Origin of the sequence: Rothia mucilaginosa (assembly GCF_964210535.1) — a bacterium.
Lineage (GTDB): Bacteria > Actinomycetota > Actinomycetes > Actinomycetales > Micrococcaceae > Rothia > Rothia mucilaginosa_F.
This window is the reverse complement of record NZ_CAXOMR010000002.1, coordinates 75,709-95,917: the sequence shown is the minus strand read 5'-3', so window position 1 is coordinate 95,917 and position 20,209 is coordinate 75,709. Positions and strand designations below refer to the sequence as shown.

15 protein-coding genes are annotated in these 20,209 nt (G+C 61.4%); 6 read left to right on the top strand and 9 right to left on the bottom strand.

All coding sequences use genetic code 11. The features are described 5' to 3' along the window. Positions 1 to 12 precede the first annotated feature (12 nt). Positions 13 to 1,464, top strand: coding sequence for an alpha/beta fold hydrolase (locus AB8C10_RS01630; RefSeq protein ID WP_070616310.1), 1,452 nt, complete (start codon positions 13 to 15; stop codon positions 1,462 to 1,464). Between the two features lie 115 nt (positions 1,465 to 1,579). Here the strand turns inward: AB8C10_RS01630 and AB8C10_RS01625 are convergent, their stop codons facing one another. Together AB8C10_RS01625 and AB8C10_RS01620 are read right to left on the bottom strand one after the other, a co-directional pair. Continuing rightward, the gene (locus tag AB8C10_RS01625) at positions 1,580 to 2,785 is read right to left on the bottom strand and encodes a TerC family protein (protein WP_368866624.1); all 1,206 of its coding nucleotides are present in this window, start codon (positions 2,783 to 2,785) and stop codon (positions 1,580 to 1,582) included. A 305-nt stretch (positions 2,786 to 3,090) separates the two neighbouring features. Then, positions 3,091 to 3,693 (bottom strand): NAD(P)-dependent oxidoreductase, encoded by a 603-nt coding sequence (locus AB8C10_RS01620; RefSeq protein WP_368866623.1) that lies wholly within the window; start codon positions 3,691 to 3,693, stop codon positions 3,091 to 3,093. Positions 3,694 to 3,891: 198 nt separating this feature from the next. Between AB8C10_RS01620 and AB8C10_RS01615 the strand changes: the two genes are divergently transcribed. Continuing rightward, positions 3,892 to 4,323 (top strand): winged helix-turn-helix transcriptional regulator, encoded by a 432-nt coding sequence (locus tag AB8C10_RS01615; RefSeq protein ID WP_314074715.1) that lies wholly within the window; start codon positions 3,892 to 3,894, stop codon positions 4,321 to 4,323. An 87-nt stretch (positions 4,324 to 4,410) separates the two neighbouring features. Here AB8C10_RS01615 and AB8C10_RS01610 read toward each other — a convergent pair whose 3' ends face one another. From AB8C10_RS01610 to AB8C10_RS01600, 3 genes are all read right to left on the bottom strand, one after another. Beyond that, on the bottom strand, positions 4,411 to 5,190 hold the full coding sequence (locus AB8C10_RS01610) for an ornithinee aminotransferase (RefSeq protein WP_368866622.1): 780 nt from the start codon (positions 5,188 to 5,190) through the stop codon (positions 4,411 to 4,413). A gap of 164 nt (positions 5,191 to 5,354) precedes the next feature. Beyond that, positions 5,355 to 7,523, bottom strand: coding sequence for an excinuclease ABC subunit UvrB (uvrB, locus tag AB8C10_RS01605; protein ID WP_049354746.1), 2,169 nt, complete (start codon positions 7,521 to 7,523; stop codon positions 5,355 to 5,357). Positions 7,524 to 7,532: 9 nt separating this feature from the next. Then, positions 7,533 to 7,700, bottom strand: a complete 168-nt coding sequence (locus tag AB8C10_RS01600; RefSeq protein WP_168165103.1) for a hypothetical protein — start codon at positions 7,698 to 7,700, stop codon at positions 7,533 to 7,535. A 262-nt stretch (positions 7,701 to 7,962) separates the two neighbouring features. Between AB8C10_RS01600 and AB8C10_RS01595 the strand changes: the two genes are divergently transcribed. The 3 genes from AB8C10_RS01595 to AB8C10_RS01585 all read left to right on the top strand — a co-directional run bounded on the left by AB8C10_RS01595 (position 7,963) and on the right by AB8C10_RS01585 (position 11,364). Next, positions 7,963 to 9,105 (top strand): FecCD family ABC transporter permease, encoded by a 1,143-nt coding sequence (locus AB8C10_RS01595; protein ID WP_368866621.1) that lies wholly within the window; start codon positions 7,963 to 7,965, stop codon positions 9,103 to 9,105. Next, positions 9,105 to 10,049, top strand: a complete 945-nt coding sequence (locus AB8C10_RS01590) for an ABC transporter ATP-binding protein (RefSeq protein ID WP_368866620.1) — start codon at positions 9,105 to 9,107, stop codon at positions 10,047 to 10,049. Before AB8C10_RS01595 ends, AB8C10_RS01590 begins: the two co-directional genes overlap by 1 nt. 163 nt (positions 10,050 to 10,212) lie before the next feature. Continuing rightward, positions 10,213 to 11,364, top strand: coding sequence for an ABC transporter substrate-binding protein (locus AB8C10_RS01585; RefSeq protein WP_368866619.1), 1,152 nt, complete (start codon positions 10,213 to 10,215; stop codon positions 11,362 to 11,364). 150 nt (positions 11,365 to 11,514) lie between these two features. On the opposite strand, the gene AB8C10_RS01580 is transcribed toward AB8C10_RS01585, so the two are convergent. Both AB8C10_RS01580 and AB8C10_RS01575 read right to left on the bottom strand, forming a co-directional pair. Continuing rightward, positions 11,515 to 12,843 (bottom strand): 2-oxoglutarate dehydrogenase, encoded by a 1,329-nt coding sequence (locus AB8C10_RS01580; RefSeq protein ID WP_368866618.1) that lies wholly within the window; start codon positions 12,841 to 12,843, stop codon positions 11,515 to 11,517. Positions 12,844 to 13,356: 513 nt separating this feature from the next. Then, positions 13,357 to 14,043 carry an IMPACT family protein gene (locus tag AB8C10_RS01575; RefSeq protein WP_049353142.1) on the bottom strand — a complete coding sequence of 229 codons (687 nt, stop codon included), beginning with the start codon at positions 14,041 to 14,043 and terminating at the stop codon, positions 13,357 to 13,359. A 58-nt stretch (positions 14,044 to 14,101) separates the two neighbouring features. Between AB8C10_RS01575 and coaE the strand changes: the two genes are divergently transcribed. After that, positions 14,102 to 14,737 carry a dephospho-CoA kinase gene (gene coaE, locus AB8C10_RS01570; protein ID WP_049353143.1) on the top strand — a complete coding sequence of 212 codons (636 nt, stop codon included), beginning with the start codon at positions 14,102 to 14,104 and terminating at the stop codon, positions 14,735 to 14,737. 225 nt (positions 14,738 to 14,962) lie between these two features. Here the strand turns inward: coaE and rpsA are convergent, their stop codons facing one another. Continuing rightward, positions 14,963 to 16,417 (bottom strand): 30S ribosomal protein S1, encoded by a 1,455-nt coding sequence (gene rpsA, locus AB8C10_RS01565; protein ID WP_005506223.1) that lies wholly within the window; start codon positions 16,415 to 16,417, stop codon positions 14,963 to 14,965. Between the two features lie 648 nt (positions 16,418 to 17,065). Further along, positions 17,066 to 20,077 (bottom strand): DNA polymerase I, encoded by a 3,012-nt coding sequence (gene polA / locus AB8C10_RS01560; protein WP_368866617.1) that lies wholly within the window; start codon positions 20,075 to 20,077, stop codon positions 17,066 to 17,068. Positions 20,078 to 20,209: the final 132 nt, after the last annotated feature.

Genomic DNA, 20,209 nt, shown 5'->3' with positions numbered 1-20,209 from the left:
CTATCTATTTGAATGAAAGAAGGTTCACCGTTGACCGTTTCTTCGCTTCCCAAGGTTGAGTACCGCAAGGGTTCGGTCGTCAAGCACGACGGCTACGAGATTACCGACCACTGGTTCCAGGTTCCCCTGACCCACGGTCTGATTTTCTCCAAGGGCAAGGATGCCGCTCTCTCCTCCCGTTTCGCTGACCAGACCATCACCGTGTTCGCCCGCGAGGTTGTGAGCACCAACGAAACTCTGACCGTTTCGGCTGATAAGCGTCCTTACATTGTGTACCTGCAGGGCGGCCCCGGTTTCGGTTCGCCGAAGACCGGCTCCATTGGCGGCTGGATTGCTGAGCTGGCGAAGACTCACCGCGTGGTTCTTCTGGATCAGCGCGGTACCGGCATGTCTTCCCCGCTGTCTGCCCGCACCATCACCGCTGTGGGTGACGCGCAGGTTCAGGCTGAGTACACTGAGCTGTTCCGTGCGGACTCCATCATCGCTGACGCGGAGGCTGTCCGCGAGGTGCTGCTGGCTGACCGTGCCGACAAGCGCTGGTCCACCATTGGTCAGTCCTTCGGTGGCTTCCTGACCCTGTCCTACCTGTCGTTCGCACCGCAGTCGCTGCGTGACTGCCGCATCACCGCGGGCCTGGCGCCGATTCGCACCTCCGTGGACAACGTCTACCAGCACACCTTCGACCGCATGAAGGAACGTGTTGAGGAGTACTACAGCTGGTTCCCCGAGGACGCTGAGCTCGCTACCCGCATTGCTGAGCACCTGCGCACCCACAAGGAGTACCTGCCCACCGGTGAGCGTCTGACCGATCACCGCTTCCAGATGGCCGGCCATTTCCTGGGTGGCCGCTGGCGCGAGCGCGGTCTGCACTACTTCCTGGAGACCGCTTTCGCTGAGGGTAACGACCACCTGTCCGATCAGTTCCTGACCGCCATGGGTGCCGAGGTGACCTTCCAGGCGAACCCGCTGTACGCCCTGATGCACGAGACCATTTACGCTGACGGCCCCGCTGACGGCGTTCTGCCCGGCATCCCCGGCTACGAGCTGTCCCCCTCCCCCGCACCGACCAACTGGTCTGCTGCTCGCGTGGCGGCTTCCCGCCCCGAGTTCGCACCGGATGCGGACCGTCTGCTCTTCACCGGCGAGCACATCTTCCCCTGGTACTACGAGGAGGATCCCTCGCTGCGTCCGCTGGCTGAGGTTGCAAACCTGCTGGCTGAGAAGAAGGACTGGGGCCGCCTGTACGACCACGCACAGCTGCACAAGAACGAGGTTCCCGTGGTGGCTGCGGCGTACAACCCGGACGTGTACGTGGACTTTGAGCACTCCATGGAGACCGCTCGCTGGGTCGGCAACACCCACGTGTGGACCTCGAAGACCCACCACCACGACGGTTTCGGTTCTGACTCGCTGACCATTCTGGGTCACCTGAAGAACATGCTGGCTGAGGTTCACAACCAGTAATTCTTCTGAAATATATCTGATATAGCTAAAGCCCCTCACCCCGGTTGATCCGGTGTGAGGGGCTTTAGTGTTAGCGCTTAGCCTGGTGAGGCCGCAAGCTCAGTAGCTCAAACTACTACTTCGAGGAGGAAGCGTGCGCATCCTGTGCGGTGCGGGCACGCATCACGAGGGCGTGGTATTCGTCTTCCTTCTCGATCAGCTCGTCACGCAGCTTGGCGGGAATGGCGTTGAGCTTCTCGGTTTCCTTCTGCCAGCGGGCGGTGATGTCCGCACGCTCGGCAGCGGGTGCATCCTCGGGCAGTGCCAGGTACTTCTCGGAGAGCGCCTGCACGCGCTGAATGGTCTGCAGCGCGCGGCCCTTGGGGCTGAGCAGCGAGGCGAGCACGGTAATAATCAGGACACTCACGATGACCAGCAGAGACATTTCGGTGGTAATCTCCACAACGTGTACGGACTCGCCGTGGTTAATGAACGGCAGGTTGTTCTCGTGCATCGCGTGCAGGATGAGCTTCACACCAATGAACGCGAGGATGGTCGCCAGGCCGTAGGACAGGTAGACGAGGCGGTCCAGCAGACCGTCAATCAGGAAGTACAGCTGGCGCAGACCCATGAGGGAGAACGCGGTCGCAGTGAACACGATGTAGACGGACTGGGTGAGGCCGAAGATCGCGGGGATCGAGTCGAGTGCGAAGAGCAGGTCGGAGCCCGCGATAGCGACCATGACGAGCATCATGGGGGTCATGACGCGTTTGCCATTTTCGATGGTGAAGAGCTTGTCGCCGTCGAAGTGATCGCTGGTCTTCAGGTACTTCTTGGCGAGGCGGACCATGATGTTGTCTGCCTCGTCGTCGCCGTCGCCTTCGGTGAGTTCGTCCTTGAGCAGGTTACCTGCGGTCATGAGCAGGACCAGGCCGAAGATGTAGAACACCCAGGCGAAGGAGTTAATGATTGCCGCGCCGGCGAAGATGAAGGTGCCGCGCGCCAGAATCGCGAAGACGATACCGAAGAGCAGGACCTTCTGCTGATTCTCACGGGCGACACGGAACGTGCCCATAATGATCATGAAGACGAAGAGGTTATCGACCGAGAGAGCTTCTTCGGTGATGTAGCCTGCGTAGAATTCGGTGGCGGCGGTCGGGCCGTTCGTCACGAAAATGTACAGGCCGAACAGCAGCGCGATGCCGATGTAAATACTCGACCAGATGGCCGCTTCCTTAACGGTGGGTTCGTGCGCCTTACGGACGTGGAACACGAAATCGAAGGCCAACAGACCCGCGATGATGAGAATAGTAACCAACCATTGCAACCCGGTAACTTCCATGGGGAGCCTTTCTTGTGGTGTGCGTACAGGACCACAAGTCTCTCCCGCCGACCTGAATGGAGGTCGGCTCGATTCACCGGTTAGACGCCTTCGGCTAACGTGCTGACGATGAGTCGATTGGTGGGATACTCCCTTGCTCGGTGAACGATTATACAGCAGGTTGAGGTTTTCGCACAGGAGCCCCTCCGGGAGGGTTTTTAGGAAGACTTTCAAGAGTAGCGGGCACGAAAACGCCGCATCTGGCAGGGTGAATCTGTCGGATGCGGCGTTCTGGTGTGAAGAAAGGGCTTGCTAGTTAGCGCTGATTAGTTAGCGACAGTGAAGCGGCGGCCCGCGTGCTTGGGCTCTTCCGCCTCGTCAATCAGGGCGACCGCAAAGTCCTCGGCGCTAATGGAAGCACCTGCGGGGGTGTCCAGTGCGGTGTTGTACTTGCCGGTGCGCTCACCCGGTGCAATGTCGAACGCCGGGGAAAGCATGGTCCAATTCAGACCCTCGGATGCGCGGTAGTCGTCGAGAATCTGGGAGAACGCCTGTGCCTCGGGCTTGTACTCTTCGGGGAAGCCTTCGCCGTCAACGAAACGGTTGCCGTTGCCGTCCTCGAGGGAGCCGGCGCCGCCGACGACCAGCAGACGACCGGTAGGTGCTGCCGCGATCAGTGCGCGGTGCGCGTCAATGACCGGCTGCGCGGAGGTGCCGCGACCTGCAGAGACGGCGACGATGGTGACGTCGTGGTTGTTGACGATGTCGACCAGTGCCGCGGTGTCTGCAAGGTCGATGCTGTGGGCGGTAGTGCCTTCGGGTGCCTTGCCGGAGCGGGTGTAGGCGTCGACCCGGTGGCCGCGGGAGATTGCTTCTGCTGCGGTGCGTGCGCCGACCATGCCGGTTGCGCCGATGATTGCGATGTTCATGAGGGGTTCCTTTCGGAGTGGTTTCTATCGTTTCTCTTGCGGTGTTCCGCTTGATGGTTTTATAGTATCTATTAGAAACTGGGTACCTCAAGGTAACTATTAGGGCCTTTGAGAAAATATTTAAAAATATTTTTCGCGCCCCTCGCGCACCCATAAAACAGCAAAACAGCCCCTCAACGGACAGAGAACACAGCAGCTATGACCACCACCGCACTCCCCCGCACCCCGCAGGACGACCAGCCCGCCAACATTCTCGCCAGCGTCTGCCCCTCCCGCACCGTCATGCGCCACCTCACCGACCGGTGGACCCCGTTCATCGTTGCGGCACTCTCCGAGCAGCCCGTCGCCCGCTTCGGCGAACTCAAGGCGATGATTCAGGGCGTCTCCCCCAAAGTTCTCACCCAGACCCTACGCTCCATGGAACGCGACGGCCTCGTGGAACGCCGCGTGACCGCATCCATTCCGCCGCGCGTGGACTACGAACTGACCGCACTCGGTACGACCCTCATTGAGCCAATGACCGCCCTGCGCCACTGGGCGCAGGACAATATGCAGGCGGTACTCGAAGCCCGCGAGCGCTACGATGCTGCCGAACTAAAGAACGGCGAACTAGAGAACAGCGAGATGTAGCGCTCCGCTCCCACCCCAACAAAAGTAGCCCTCCCCGTGAACTATTCACCGGGGAGGGCTACTGCTTCATTCAATTAAGACAGCTGTTTAGGAAACCATGTTGAAGGTCGGCGGGGTGAACGCAATCGCGTTCACCTGCTTGCTCGTATCAAGCTTGCCGTTCTCACGAATCGTCGGGACGGTAATGACCGCCTCGAACTGGTACATGCCTTCCATGAGCTTATTGCCGCGCAGGGCGAAACGCGCGGAGATGCCGGTCGCCCGGTCATTCACGCTCGACGCAAACGGAATAACCTGACCCTGAACGGTCTGGGTCTTACCGCTGCGGGTCATGACGGTTGCCACGCCGGTCGGGTCAGTCGTGAAGACCTGACGGTCGATGATTTCACCCTCGGGCGAGAAGAGGTAAATGTCCATGGACGGGTGCAGGTGCGTGGTGCCGGTCGTCGCCTCCAGGGCGGAGACGTTGTAGGTCATCACGAACTCACCGCAGTTCAGGTTGAGGTCGCCCTCGGGGCCGTGAGTCGCCTCGTACACGGACATGAGGCGAATCGTTGCGGGGTTCAGTGAGGTTGCATTCTCCATGGACCACCACGCCTGACCGGTCTCCGGCGCAGTCACGGGCTTGTTCTTGGTGCGCGATTGCAGGGCGCCACTGGCGGGGTTGGTGATCATCCAGCCGCCGACCTGGGTGAAGTCCGGGCCGTGTACCGTCTTGCAATCATCAGCCGAGGCAGCGAATGCGGGTACTGCCGTGGAGGCGGCAATAGCGGGCACAGCCCAGAGCGCGCCGCGGGTGAGGTTGCGGCGGGTAACGGAACGAGCTCCCATGGTGTGTGCGTCTGAGGAGTTATTCGAAATAGTCACAGATTTTTCTTTATCATTCGGAAGCATCAAGGTTTTATTTGACACGTAAAACACCTTGATAGTGTACAGCATGTATCTGCACTCAGTAGAACTTCATGAACAATGAGTTACCTCATGGCGAAAAACCCACGTCGGCCCCTAAACGCCGGGCTAGAACACCGGGCTTAGGCGTGACCCGCCTCCTTCATCAGGCGCAGCTCCTTCTTCAAATCGGCAAGCTCATCACGCAGACGCGCCGCCAACTCAAACTGCAGGTTCTCCGCCGCCACACGCATCTGCTCGTTCATCTGCTCAATCAAATCCAGCAGGTCCTCAGCGGGTGCCGCCGCCAGGCCGTCCGCACGAACGCGCGCCTCCGCACGGGCGAGAAGCTCCTCCGACTCCGGGGTGCTCGTGGCAATCTTCGACGAGGTCGCAGAACCGGTCTTCGCACCCGCGCTCACCGTGCGGGCGCCCTTCTTACCGCTCTTACGCTGCTGCAGAAGCTCGCGGGTGTCCTCTTCCTCGCGGGCGAGAACATCCGTAATATCGGCAATCTTCTTCCGCAGAGGCTGCGGGTCAATGCCGTGCTCACGGTTGTACGCCTGCTGAATCTCGCGGCGGCGGTTCGTCTCATCAATCGCCACGCGCATAGAATCCGTAATCTTATCGGCGTACATGTGCACCTGACCGGACACATTACGCGCCGCACGACCAATGGTCTGAATCAGCGAAGTGGTCGAACGCAGGAAGCCTTCCTTATCGGCATCCAGAATCGCAACCAGGGACACCTCGGGCAGATCCAGGCCCTCACGCAGCAGGTTAATACCAACCAGCACATCAAAGGTACCCAGGCGCAGCTCACGCAGAAGCTCCACACGGCGCAACGTGTCAACGTCAGAGTGCAGATACTGCACCTTCACGCCATGCTGCAGCAGGTACTCGGTCAAATCCTCCGCCATGCGCTTGGTGAGGGTCGTGACCAGCACACGCTCATCACGCTCAACGCGCACGCGAATCTCCTCGAGCAAATCATCAATCTGACCCTTGGTCGGCTTGACCACAATCTCCGGGTCAATCAGACCGGTCGGGCGAATAATCTGCTCCACATAACCATCAGCCTGCGACAGCTCATACTTACCGGGGGTCGCCGAAAGGTAAATCGTCTGACCGATACGCTCCAGGAACTCCTCCCACTTCAGCGGGCGGTTATCCATCGCCGAGGGCAGACGGAAACCGTGCTCTACCAGGGTGCGTTTACGGGACATATCACCCTCGTACATGGCACCAATCTGCGGGACCGTCACGTGCGACTCGTCAATAATCAGCAGGAAATCATCCGGGAAATAATCCAGCAGACAGTTCGGGGCACTGCCTGCGGCACGACCGTCAATATGGCGCGAGTAGTTCTCAATGCCATTGCAGAAGCCCATCTGCTCCATCATTTCCAGATCATAGGTGGTGCGCATGCGCAGACGCTGCGCCTCCAGCAACTTGCCCTGGGATTCGAGGGTCTGCAGGCGCTCGCGCAGCTCATCCTCAATGGAGGTAATAGCCTTCGCCATGCGCTCCGGGCCGGCAACGTAGTGGCTTGCGGGGAAGACATACATTTCTTCTTCCTCGCGAATTACCTCGCCGGTCAGCGGGTGCAGGGTGTAAATCGCCTCAATCTCATCACCGAAGAACTCGATGCGGATCGCGTTCTCCTCGTACATGGGGATGATTTCGACGGTATCGCCGCGCACACGGAACGTGCCGCGGTGAAAGTCCATGTCGTTACGCGCGTACTGCATCGCCACGAACTGGCGCAGCAGCTCGTCGCGGTCAATCTCCTCACCGCGACGCAAAGTCACCATCTGCTTAATGTACTCCTCGGGCGTGCCCAGACCATAAATGCAGGACACGGTCGAAACCACCACCACGTCGCGGCGAGTCAGCAGGGAGTTCGTCGCCGAGTGGCGCAGACGCTCCACCTCCTCATTGATGGAGGAGTCCTTCTCAATAAACGTATCGGTCTGCGGCACGTACGCCTCAGGCTGGTAGTAGTCGTAGTACGAGACGAAATACTCCACCGCATTATTCGGCAGCAGCTCGCGCAGCTCATTCGCCAGCTGCGCCGCCAGAGTCTTATTCTGCACGAGCACCAGAGTCGGACGCTGCACCGCCTCAATCAGCCAGGCTGCGGTCGCGGACTTACCGGTACCGGTAGCGCCCATCAGCACAATGTCTTTCTCACCGTTCTGCACACGCTCGGTGAGCTCGGCGATAGCCTTCGGCTGATCACCGGCAGGCTGGAAGGGGCTGACCACTTCAAAGGGGGCGACGATGCGGTTAATTTCGGGTGCGTAACTCATGTATCCATCCTAGGGGAAAGCCGCCCAATGCGCCTCAGGATTGGTCGCCCTTTTCTGCTGGCGCAATACGATGACGCGCAATAGTCCAGACACGACAGGTAACAAGCCATCACCATGAAAGTGCCCAAGTTCATAAAAGAAAGGACGCAAAAGATAAGGGGTATTCGACTGGTTCATCTGCGCTACCGGGCAGGAGGCGAGCGGGAGCATTCTCCCGCACGATGACGGTGCTCTTAGGAACAGCGCTCTTAGGGGTGGCCGCCCTCCCCCACAGCCGCCGCCACTTACGGGTGCCGCACCGCAGAAGATAAGCGGCAACACATAAAGACTTATGACGGGCGCTCTGCACTCACCCCCTTTGCCTCTTTGATGTGGCTCACATATGTTTAGAGCACACACGCAGACAGAACGGGACCACAAGAGCGCACGGAAGGACTCCATGAGCACGACCACGGAGACAGCTTCACAGGCAACCCCGAACGAATCCACAGAAGCGAACCCGGAGGCGAACCCCACCGGCGCGCCGGTTGCCACCTTAGCTACCAAAACCGAGCATCGTAGCACCCTCTTCGCGTCCTCGTACCCGCTGATTCTGCTCATCGCCCTCGCCATTCTGCTGGGCGTCACCTATCTCTCACTCATCACCGGCAGGTACCCGGTCGAACTGGACGAGCTCTTCCGTATCCTCGGCAAGAACTGGTTCGGCATGGACCTGAAGGTCTACAAGCCCGCCGAAAACATGCTACTGACCGTACGTATTCCGCGTCTGCTCGCCGCCGGGCTCATCGGTGCAGCCCTCGCCATTGCGGGCGCCACCTTCCAGGCGGTCTTCCGTAACCCGTTGGTCTCCCCGTACCTGCTGGGTGTTTCACAGGGCGCGTCGGTGGGTGCCGCCTCCGCCATTCTGCTGGGTGTGGGCACGAGCATCGCCATTCAGGGTTCTGCCCTCGCCGGCGGTCTCGTGGCGGTACTACTGACCGTGAGCATTCCGCGCCTGCTCAAGAATCAGTCCACGCTCATGCTGGTGCTCTCCGGCGTGATTGTGGGTGGCTTTGGCACCGCCGCGCTGGGTGCGTTGAAGTTCATTGCGAACCCTGAAACTCAGCTGGCGCAAATCGTGTTCTGGCAGATGGGCTCCCTGCAGGACGTACGCGCGGAAGCACTCACACAGTTTGCGCTGGTGGCGGTGCCCTGCATCCTGCTGCTCCTGGCGATGCGTTGGCGCATCAATATCCTCTCGCTCGGTGACGATGAAGCACGCACCCTCGGCATTAACCTGACCCGCACCCGCGGTATCACCATTCTGCTGGCAACCCTGGTCACCGCGACCAGCGTGTGTATTGGCGGCCCGATTTCTTGGGTTGGCCTGGTCATTCCGCACCTGTGCCGCCTGCTGGTCGGTAGTGACACGACCAAGCTCATGCCGCTGTCCATTCTGATGGGTGCTTCGTTCATGATGTTCGTCGATACCCTGGCACGTAGCCTCACCAGTGCGGAGGTTCCTCTGAGCGTACTGACCGGCTTCATTGGCACGCCCCTGTACGTGGCGCTGCTGCTGCTTGGAAAGGTTCGGGTGAAGTAATGTCGCCTTCCATTCCCAATACTCAGCAGCGCACGGATGCGAGCGCAGAGGTTCTGCTACACCTGGACGATGCGGGCTTCCGTTACGGTCACCGGGGCGGGCGCATCAATCGCCGCAGCACTGGTCTGCACCGTTCCGGGCATCGCTCCAGCCGCTGGATTTTCCGCAACGTGAACCTGCAGGTGCGACGCGGTGAGGTCCTCGCCATTCTGGGTCGCAACGGTGTGGGTAAGTCCACCCTGTTGAACTGCCTGATTGGTTTAAATTCGCTCACCGAGGGCAGCATTCACCTGGGCGGTGAGCCGCTGGATTCTTTGACCGCGACTGAGCGTGCCCGCCGCATCGCCTACCTTCCCCAGATGGAGGGTCGCGGCATCTCCTACACCGTGACCGAGTACCTGCTGATGGGCCGCGCACCCTATATTGGGTTGTTCTCTTCGCCCTCACGCCGTGACCGTGAGCAGGTGCACACCGTAATGGAGGAGCTGGGGCTGCTCGACCTGGCGCACTCCCCATTGGATGAGCTGTCGGGTGGTCAGCGTCAGCAGGTGGGTATTGCCCGAACCCTGGTGCAAGACGCCCCGCTCATCGTTCTGGACGAGCCGACGAGCGCCCTGGACGTTGCGAATCAGGCGAAGGTTCTGCGGAAGATTCGGCAGCTGCGCGATGCCGGGTACGGGGTCATCTTCACGACCCACAACCCGGATCACGCCCTCATGCTGGATGCGACCGTCGCCCTGCTTGGTGCGCGCGATATGCCCGATACCGTGCCAAACGCAGCGCCGGAGGTACCTGCAGATGCGCCAGCTCAGCTTTTGACGGGCCGCGCCTCCGAGGTGCTCACGAGCAAGGTTCTCTCGCGCACCTTCAACACCGACCTGACGGTGACCTACTCCCCCGAGCTGGGTCGCTCCAGCGTGCACATGACGAGCCTCGATACCTGAGAATCCACAACCCCTAGTCTTCCGGTGGTGGTTCGGACTGGACACAAAAGATGCGGTAGAGGTGCCGCATCCGCTGTGGCGGCGCATCCCTAGAGCGCCGCTTCTCCGAACCGCCGCCGGGTTATTCGTCAACTATCCGTTGTATACCAAAGAAAGACACACCATGAAGATTACGAAGTTCCACTCGGGCCTCGCGCTGACCACCTCTCTGCTACTGGCAGCTCTGACCGGTTGCGGTGCCGCAAACACTGCTTCCTCGTCGTCCTCCTCCGCAGCTGCTTCCTCCTCGGTTTCAGCTTCGGCATCGAGCAGCTCCGAGCAGAAGCACACTAGCTTCTTCGTGAAGGACAACGGTGACGGCACCAAGGTCATCAAGGACATTGATGGCAAGGAGGTCACCGTCCCGACCCACCCCGAGCGCATCGCTGACCTGTGGCACGCTAACAACCAGATCGTTCTGTTGCTGGGCGGTGCCGACAAGCTGTCCGCAACCACCACCGCGGTGAAGTCCCTCGAGTGGTTCAAGCAGGTTTACCCCGGCATTGAGAAGGTCGACGCCCCTGTGAAGGGCACCGACGTGAACATGGAGCAGCTGCTGGCTGATAAGCCGGACGTTGTGCTGGCTTCCTCGAAGGACCAGATTTCCAAGACCTCCGCAGCCGACATCCCCTCCGTGCACGTTGAGTTCCAGAACTTCGCTGACCTGAAGCGTACCGTTGAGCTGACCGCCGAGGTTATCGGCACCAACGACGCCATCGACCGCGCCAACAAGTACCTGGCATACCTGGAGAAGAACGAGAACCTCATCAAGGAACGCCTGAAGGACGTCAAGGAGAACCCGAAGGTTCTGCACATCTCCGGCGGCTCCGACCTGACCAAGGTGGACGGCTCCAAGTCCCTGATTGGTGAGTGGATGAAGCTGGCGGGCGCCACCAACTCCCTCGATGGTGTGGAGAACCTGAAGAACGTCTCGATCGAGCAGATCATCGCTTCTCAGCCCGACGTCATCATCATCGGCGGCTCGGACGCTCAGAAGGGTGTCGACGCCATCAAGGCTGACGCCGCGTGGAAGGACGTCCCCGCCGTCAAGAACGACAAGATCATCAAGAACCCCGTGGGTACCTTCAACTGGGACCGCTACTCCGCTGAGGAGGCTCTGCAGATTCTGTGGGCCGCTAAGCTGTTCCACCCCGAGAAGTTCTCCGATGTTGACCTGGTCAAGGAGACCCGCGGGTTCTACTCGACCTTCTACGGCTACAACCTGACCGAGGATGAGGCTCAGCGCATCATCAACGGCCAGGGCCCCGCAAAGTAGTCCTGTAGCTCGCTAGTTCGCTAGTTTTGTAGCTACCCCCAGGATTTTCACTCTTCTTCTCTCTATTCCTGTGTGCACATACCGCCCGGAACCGTGTCTGGTTCCGGGCGGTATTTTTATGGGTGCGTGGTGTGTTCGAGGATGCGGTTGTTAGCGTACCTCCACGTTGGCACCGGCGAGGCTCATCAGCGCCCGGTTCGTCAACGGAAGGTACCCGTTCAAGGCGCTCAAAATCAGCTGCATGGTGAGCTCTTCATCCTCCACGCTCAGCCCGCGCGGAATACCCACGCCGGGCACGCAGATGCGCTGCTTGTATAGGTCAATGACCGCGCACACGGTACGGTTCGGCACACCCAACACCGGCAGCATGCCGCGGTGGCTGACGGTGCGCAACCCCTTACCTACCACGGCGGCGGTGCGGATATCCGGGCAGATACTCCCCTCAAACCGGGAGGCGCCCGCACCGTTCGCAAAAGCCGCCGGGTCGGGGATGCTATTCGGCACCGCGCTCTTCTCGTTCAGCGCCGCCAGCAGCGGCTCCCCCACGGCGGCGGTGACCGCCACGTAGCGCACCTGCCGGTCCATCGCGTTGAGGAAGTCCAGTTCCGCGTACTCTTCCACGCGGTAGTTCTCGACCAGGCCCGCCTCACCCGACCCGGTTTCTTCTACGGTTCGGGTGATGACTTCCTCGTCGTAGAAGCTTGCCACGCACACCTGCGGGGCGCCTCGCTCCACGCGGGCACGGCACCGGTAGTCGTCGTCGAGGAGCCAAAGGGACAGCTCGTAGCCGTCGGGCACATCGCGCACACCGGTCGCGAGCAGCACCTCACTGCCGTCCAGGGGGAACGGTTCCCAGCCTGCCGGTTCGAACGCGTTGAGGGCGCCGTCCAGGGCGGGGTTGCAGGATCCGAGGCTCGGTGCCTGCTCAGCCTGGGTGAACGCCTCGGTGGAGGGCATGGCGATGGTGAGCCCGCGCATCCTGCCGGCGAGGCAGAGCTCAACCGCCATGAGCAGGTGACCCGCCCCTTCACGGCTCAGTGCTGGGCTCTGCACCAGGTGCGCCACGCCGGAGTTGTCCAGGCTGAGGTGTTCGCCGACTCCGCGGGCGGCGTTGGAGTAGCGGTTGTGCAGGCGCACCAGCTCGTCAATGGGCAGGGCACGACCCACGGTGCCGAACGCCTGGGCGATAGCCTGAACGTGTTCGGGGAAGACGCGGCAGAGCCTTCCAAGCTGGCGGGCAAATTCTGCCGGACGCTGCGTGAGCACGCCCAGCAGGGTGCCGAGGTTCTGCTGGCGGTAGGCGTTGAGCAGCTGGGCGACGGTGGCGGGTTCAAGCTGTTCGGCTACGCCCCTCTTGGGGAGGCGCGCTCCCCCGCGGTTGAGGGTTGCGGTACCGCCGCGGCTGCCCGCGGAAAACTCCAGTGAGTTCTTGCCTGCTTGTTCGCTTGTTTGTTCTCGGTAGGTTCCCGACTGCGTCACGTTTTCACGACCTTGCGCTCTTCAGAGCGTTCGTTAGCTGATTCTTCGTAAGGTGACGGGCGGGGCTCAGCGCCTACCGGCAGATGGTTCATGCACACACACCACCGCCTGCCGGCTCGTATAGTACCGGCATACAGCTGTGCCTCGTTCCTTGAGTAACTAGGCTATAGCTTCAAGACGTCAGCATCAGGACCTCAGCGCTGAGATAGTACCCAGTTCTCCGCGCTGAGATGTCAGCGTTGAGCCCTGCCCGTCGGTGCGGGCGTACGCGCTTCCTCGTGGAGGCGCCGGGCTGGGTTACCGCTGGTGATGAACCCGTTGCCCGTGCCGTGGAGGGGCGTGTGCGTTCCGCAACGCTTTTTAGGCTATCAGCTTTAGCGGGCAATTACTAGGGTTAGAGTAACTATTAACTAAGGTTGGACTATCTTTTGGGTTTTGGGGGCTTTAGGCAGGCGCTCTAGCCCGAAAATCTGGGACCGGAAATCTAAGACCGAGAATATAGGGAGCGGTAACCTAGACCGGCAAATCCACCCACTGCGTGTCCCCCCAGGTCACACTCGCCGCACCGGAACTCAGGCTCACCACCAGCTCCTCGGCACGCGCCAGCTCCTCCGAGCGGTCAAACACGCCCAAGGAAATCGTGGCACCCTCCGCACCGTACTCGGTACCCAGCACATTCAGACCGGCGGCACGAATCTCGTTCTCCAGGCGGCCAGCATCCGCATGCGAACTGGGCACCTGACCCACACGCAGACGCTCACGCGAATCGAATAGCGCACCATCCAGGGTCTGCACCACCGAATCAGTGTAGGCGCGCACCAAACCGCCCGCGCCAAGCTTAATGCCACCGAAATAGCGCACGACCACCGCAACCACATCCGACAGGTCGGTGGTGCCGTCCTCGCGGGTCTGACGCGCCAGCAGCGCCTGCATCATCGGCACACCGGCGGTACCGGCGGGCTCACCATCATCGGAGGAACGCTGAATATCGCGGTCAGCACCAATAATGAACGCCGAACACACGTGGCGGGCATCGTGGTAGGTCTTGCGCACCGACTCAATGTAGGCGCGCGCCTCCTCAACGGTACTCACGCGCTTGATGTGACCGATAAATTCGCTACGCTTAATTTCGAGGAGGCTCTCATAGGGCTCATCGCCGCGCGGCACAAGGTATCGGTTGGCGCGAGTTTCTTCCTGCATGTGTCCTCCTCTAATCAGTACCTATCTATTGTGGCACAGCCCGTCAGGAGCACCGTCCATGTCCCAGCCTTCTTCCCCCGCCTCCACTGCCCTGCGCCGTTACGCCCTCACCGGCGGTATCGGCAGCGGCAAGAGCACCATCGCCTCCCTCTTCGTTGAGCAGGGCGCGTTCCTGGTGGATGCGGACGCTATCTCCCGCTCCCTCATGGAGCCCGGCGAGGCGGTGCTCGCCCGCACGGTCGCGGAGTTCGGTGAGCATCTGCTCGATGAGGACGGCCGCCTCAACCGCCCCGCCCTGGCGCGTATCGTGTTCAATGATGAGCAGGCGCGCCTGCGTCTGAACGCAATTGTGCATCCCGCTATTCGTGAGCGTGCCGCACAGCTGGTGGAGCAGGCGCAGTCCGAACCCGGTTTTAGCGGCGTGGTGCTGGAGGATATTCCTCTGCTCGTGGAGACCGGCGACCCGTCCGCTTTTGAGGGCGTGGTCGTGGTGCGCACTCCCCTGGCGACTCGCCTGCAGCGCCTCGTATCTTCACGCGGCATGAGTGAGGAGGATGCGCGCGCCCGCATCGCCGCGCAGGCAACCGACGAGCAGCGTGAGGCGGTCGCAACCTGGATTATCGATAATGGCGGCTCGCTGGAGGAAACCGCCGAGCAGGTGCGCGCCGTCTGGGAGCAGATGACCGCCGCCTAAAATCCTCCCCAGCAACACGGGGCGCAGCAATACAGAGCACAGCAACACCGGGCACGTACCCCGGCTCCCAACGTCCCCCAACCCCGACTCACCCGGCCCCCAATAACGCAAAGAACCCCCTCACCTCCCAAACGGGAGGTGAGGGGGTTCCTCTGCTCTAGGCACCCCACGCGGGGGGTTACCTATCGGCTATTACGCCTGATGAGTGCTCATCTGAGCGGCAGATTAGTTGCCGGTCAGCTTCTTGCGGAGCTCAGCCAGTGCCTCATCCGATGCGAGGGTACCTGCGGAAGCGGGCTCCTCGGAGGAGTAAGAGGTCGGTGCGGGCTCAGCTGCTGCGGGAGCTGCTGCTGCAGCCTCTGCGTCAGCCTCGAGAGCCTTAGCAACCTGAACCTTGTGAGCCTCGAAGCGAGCCTGTGCCTCTGCGTACTGTGCTTCCCAAGCCTCGCGCTGTGCGTCGAAGCCTTCCAGCCACTCGTTAGCCTCGGGGTCGAAGCCCTCGGGGTACTTGTAGTTGCCAGCCTCGTCGTACTCTGCAGCCATGCCGTACAGAGCGGGGTCAAACTCGGTAGCGTTGGGGTCAACGCCCTCGTTTGCCTGCTTGAGGGACAGGGAGATGCGGCGGCGGTCCATGTCGATGTCGATGATCTTAACGAAGACCTCTTCACCAACGGAGACGACCTGCTCAGCCAGATCAACGTGGCGGGTTGCCAGCTCGGAGATGTGGACGAGGCCCTCGATGCCGTCCTCAACGCGCACGAATGCACCGAAGGGAACGAGCTTGGTGACCTTGCCGGGAACAATCTGACCCAGAGCGTGGGTGCGAGCAAATGCCTGCCACGGATCTTCCTGGGTTGCCTTGAGGGACAGGGACACGCGCTCGCGGTCCAGGTCCACCTCGAGAACCTCGACGGTAACGGGCTGGCCAACCTCGACAACCTCGGACGGGTGGTCGATGTGCTTCCAGGACAGCTCGGAAACGTGAACCAGACCGTCCACGCCACCCAGGTCCACGAATGCACCGAAGTTGACGATGGAGGAGACAACGCCCTCGCGGACCTGACCCTTCTCCAGCTCGTTGAGGAAGGAGGAGCGAACAGCGGACTGAGTCTCTTCCAGGTATGCACGGCGGGACAGAACAACGTTGTTGCGGTTCTTGTCCAGCTCGATGATCTTAGCTTCGATCTGCTGACCGATGTAAGGTGCGAGGTCGCGGACGCGGCGCATCTCAACGAGGGATGCGGGCAGGAAGCCACGCAGACCGATGTCGAGGATAAGGCCACCCTTGACAACCTCGATAACGGTACCGGTAACGACGCCGTCGTTTTCCTTGACCTTCTCGATGTCGCCCCATGCACGCTCGTACTGTGCGCGCTTCTTGGAGAGGATCAGGCGACCTTCCTTGTCCTCCTTGGTGAGGACGAGTGCCTCAACCTCGGAGCCGAGCTCGACAACCTCAGAGGGGTCGATGTCGTGCTTGATGGACAGCTCGCGGGAGGGGATGACGCCTTCGGTCTTGTAACCGATGTCGAGCAGAACCTCATCGTGGTCGATCTTAACGACCTGGCCGGAGACGAGATCGCCGTCGTTGAAGACCTTGATGGTCTTCTCGACTGCCTCGAGGAATGCCTGCTCGTCGCCGATGTCGTTGATTGCGACCTGAGGGATGTTGGTGCTCATGTAGTGAGGGCTCCAATTGGATTTCTAATAGGTCGACGCTGCCGGTTCGCCGTTCAACACCCCCGAGTGGAGGCGCCGACCGGCTCACTTTTTCACCCCGGCGCGCACGGCATAGGGCCGCTAACGCCTTTGAACGGGGTGAGGAAACGTCGAGCTGACGGATACTTACAATGTGTACCACCCACCGGAAGCAGATGCTCTCAGCAGGGTGTGCGAGCGGTCTGTGCCCGTTTTCTCCCCGTTTTCTTAAGGAGAAAAAAGAGCATAGAAAACCCGTACGTTGGTACACGCGATTAATAGTGTACGGGAATCCCGGGCGTGTCGTCAATGGTTACGCGCCCGGGATTCCCGTACTTATTTGCGGTTTTGAACTTGTGGTTTACGTTGTGGTTTGCGGAGGGGACGGCGCCCGTCCTCGTTCCTCTCCCCACCCAAGGATGCGACCGGTGCGCACCTTCCTACGCTCCTACAGGGGAACCCACCCTCTCGGGCGCTCCGCTCTCTCCTTGCTTCGCTGCGGAGAGCACCCGAGAGGGTGGGTTCCCCTGCAGGAGCGAAGGAAGGGTATAGCGTACCCACCCACCCCCTACCTGTAGGAACGAGGACGATAACCGTCTTTCCAAGCGGAGCCAAACGGAAGAAACGAGCCTAGTGGCCCGCCTCCTGCCAAGACTTGCCCCAGCCGACCTGCACATCCAGAGGAACACGCAGGGAGGCGGCACCGCTCATCTCCTCGACCAGCACGCGTTCGGCGGCTTCACGCTCACCGGTGGCGACTTCGAGGATGATTTCGTCGTGCACCTGCAGCAGCATACGGGTCTTCAGGCCCTCTTCGCGCAGGCGGCGGTGAATGTTGATCATGGCGATCTTGATGATGTCCGCGGCGGTTCCCTGAATGGGGGCGTTGAGGGCGGCGCGTTCGGCGGCTTCGCGGCGCACACGGTTGGGAGAGTCCAGGTCGGGTAGCACGCGGCGGCGGCCGAAAATGGTTTCGGTGTAGCCGTCCTGGTGTGCTTGCTTGAGCACGCCGCGCAGGAAGCGGCCCACGCGTCCGAAGCGCTTGAAGTAGTTGGTGCGCAGCTCGCCCGCCTCGTCGGAGCTGATGTTCAGCTGCTTGGCGAGGCCGAAGCGCGAGAGGCCGTATGCCAGGCCGTAGGACATTGCCTTCACCTTGGAGCGCTGCTCGGGGGTGACGTCCTCGGGGGCTACGCCGAAGACTTCGGAGCCGACGTAGCGGTGCAGGTCCTCCCCCGCCTCGTAAGCGGCGATGAGCTTCTCGTCGGCGGCAAGGTGCACCATGATGCGCATTTCAATCTGCGAGTAGTCGGCGGTGAGCAGGCCCTCGTACTCCACACCGTCGACGGGTGCGGGCGCGACGATGAAGGCGCCACGAATGCGGCGGCCTTCTTCGGTGCGGATCGGGATGTTCTGCAGGTTCGGCGCGGTCGAAGAGAGTCGACCGGTGGAGGCGGCACCCTGCTGGAAGGTGGTGTGCACGCGTCCGTCGTCGGCGGCTGCTTTCTGCAGGCCTTCGACGGTCTGTACGAGTTTGATGTTGTCGCGGTAGGCGGCGAGCGCACCGAGGAATGCGGCACCGTCGGACTCCGGGGAGATTTTGGTGAGCAGTTCGGTGACGGATTCGGCGTCGGTGGAGTAGCCGGATTTGATTTTGCGGGTGTGCGGCAGGGCGAGCTTGTCGAAGAGCACGGTCTGCAGCTGTTTGACGGAGGCGAGGTTGAGGGGTTCTTCGCCGTCGTCGGTTTGGACGGTGTCGCCGATGATGGTGCGTGCGGCGTCCTGTGCCTGGCTAGCGCGTGCGGAGAAGGTGTCGTGCAGTTCGGCAAGGAGCGCGTCGGAGACGGCGATGCCTGCCTGCTCCATGTCTGCGAGGACGTAGAGTAGCGGCAGTTCGATTTCTTCGTAGACCTTCAGCTGGCCGTGTTCTTCCATTTCGAAGTGCAACAGGCGCGCGAGTTCGTGGATGATGCGGCTGATCTGCGTGAAGTAGCGCAGGTTTTCGACGGGTTCGGCTTCGCCGGGCAGGCTGAAGAGGGAGGGTTCTGCCTCTTCTTCTTCGGGCTGGAAGACGAGCTGCGCGTAGGGGTCCTTGGGGATCCAGAGGTAGCGTTCGGCGAGGTCTTCCATGCGTTCGGAGAAGAGCTTGCGGGTTGCGGTGGGGATGAAACCGCACATGTAGGAGGACAGTGCGGGGTCTTCGACGGCGCCGGCGAGTTCGTAGCCGTAGGCGCGCAGGAGTTTGCGCTGGACTTTGAGGTCCATGACGATTTTGCGGGCTGCTTCGTCGGAGAGCCAGGCGGCGAGGGCGGCGTCGAGTTCCGGGTCGATGGTGCGGGTATCGATCCAGAGGCTGGTGTTCTTGCTGGTGAGGAGCACGCCGAGCAGTTCGGGGTTTTCTTCGGCGGCGCGGATTTTGGTTTTGGTGACCTTGACGGCGGGTGCGTCGCCGATGGCGGGGCGTGCTACGGGCAGGTTGGTGACCGGGTAGAGGGTCACGGCGCCTTCGAGGCGTTCGGGTACGGCGATGGGCGCACCCTGTTCGTCGTTGCCGTAGTTTTCTTCGGCTGCGGCGGCGCAGAAGGCGCGGAATGCTGCTGCGTCTGCGTTTTTGGTGGGTGCGCTGGTGGCAATGGGTGCGTAGACGGGGCCGGTGGGTGCCTTCTTGGTGGCACCCTCCTCCCCTGCTTCTGCGGCGGAGCTTGCAGAGCCTGCGGTTCCGGCGGCGCGCACGATGGGGCCGAGGGTGTCAGCGGCGCGCTTGCGGATGGTGCGGAACTCCACCTCGTCGAAGAAGGCGTTCAGCGCGTCCAGGTCGGGGGTGAAGGCGGTGTCTTCGAGGGTGACGTCCAGGTCGAGGTCGTTGACGAGCTGGTTGAGGCGGCGGTTGCGCACCACGTTATCCACGTTCTCGCGCAGCGCCTCTCCCTTCTTACCACCGATCTTGTCGCGGTTGTCGAGCACGCCCTGCAGGGAGCCGTACTCGCCGAGCCACTTGGCGGCAAAGCCGGGGCCCACGCCGGGTACGCCGGGCAGGTTGTCCGCCTGTTCGCCGGTGAGGGCGGCGAGGTCGGGGTACATGTGCGGGGGTACTTTGGTTTTCTTTTCGACGGCGGCGGGGTCCATGCGCTGAATACCCTTGGAGGGGCCGGTGGTGACCGGGTAGAGCAGGGTGACGTCGTCGGTGACGAGCTGGAAGATGTCGCGGTCGCCGGAGAGGATGAGGACCTTGTAGCCGGCTTCGGTGCCGCGGCGGGTGAGGGTTGCGACGATGTCGTCGGCTTCGTAGTTTTCGTAGGTGAGCGCGGGGATGTTGAGCGCGCCGAGCATCTTTTTGATGAGGTCGATCTGGCCGTTGAAGGCTTCGGGGATGGCGTTGCGGCCGCCCTTGTATTCGCCGTATTCAGCGGTGCGGAAGGTGCCGCCGGGCAGGTCGAAGGCTACGGCGATGTGGCTGGGCTGGTTGTCTTTGATGATGCTCAGCAGGGTGGAGAGGAAGGCGTGGACGGCTTCGGTGTGCTGGCCGTCGCTGCGCACGAAGATGTGCTGTCCGGTCTTTTCGGCCATGGTGTAGATGCCGAAGAAGGAGCGTAGGGCGAGGGAGTGTCCGTCAATGAGCAGGAGGGTTTTGTTCTCTGTAGTCACCCCTCTAGTGTATCGAGTCTGGGTTTTCTCGGTGGTTGGCTTCGTGACGGCGGGGGTCGTGACGACTGGTTTCGGCGGGCACTGGTCGGCCTGCAGGGATGCGCCCGCGCTGTGTTGGGTGCCGGCGCCGTG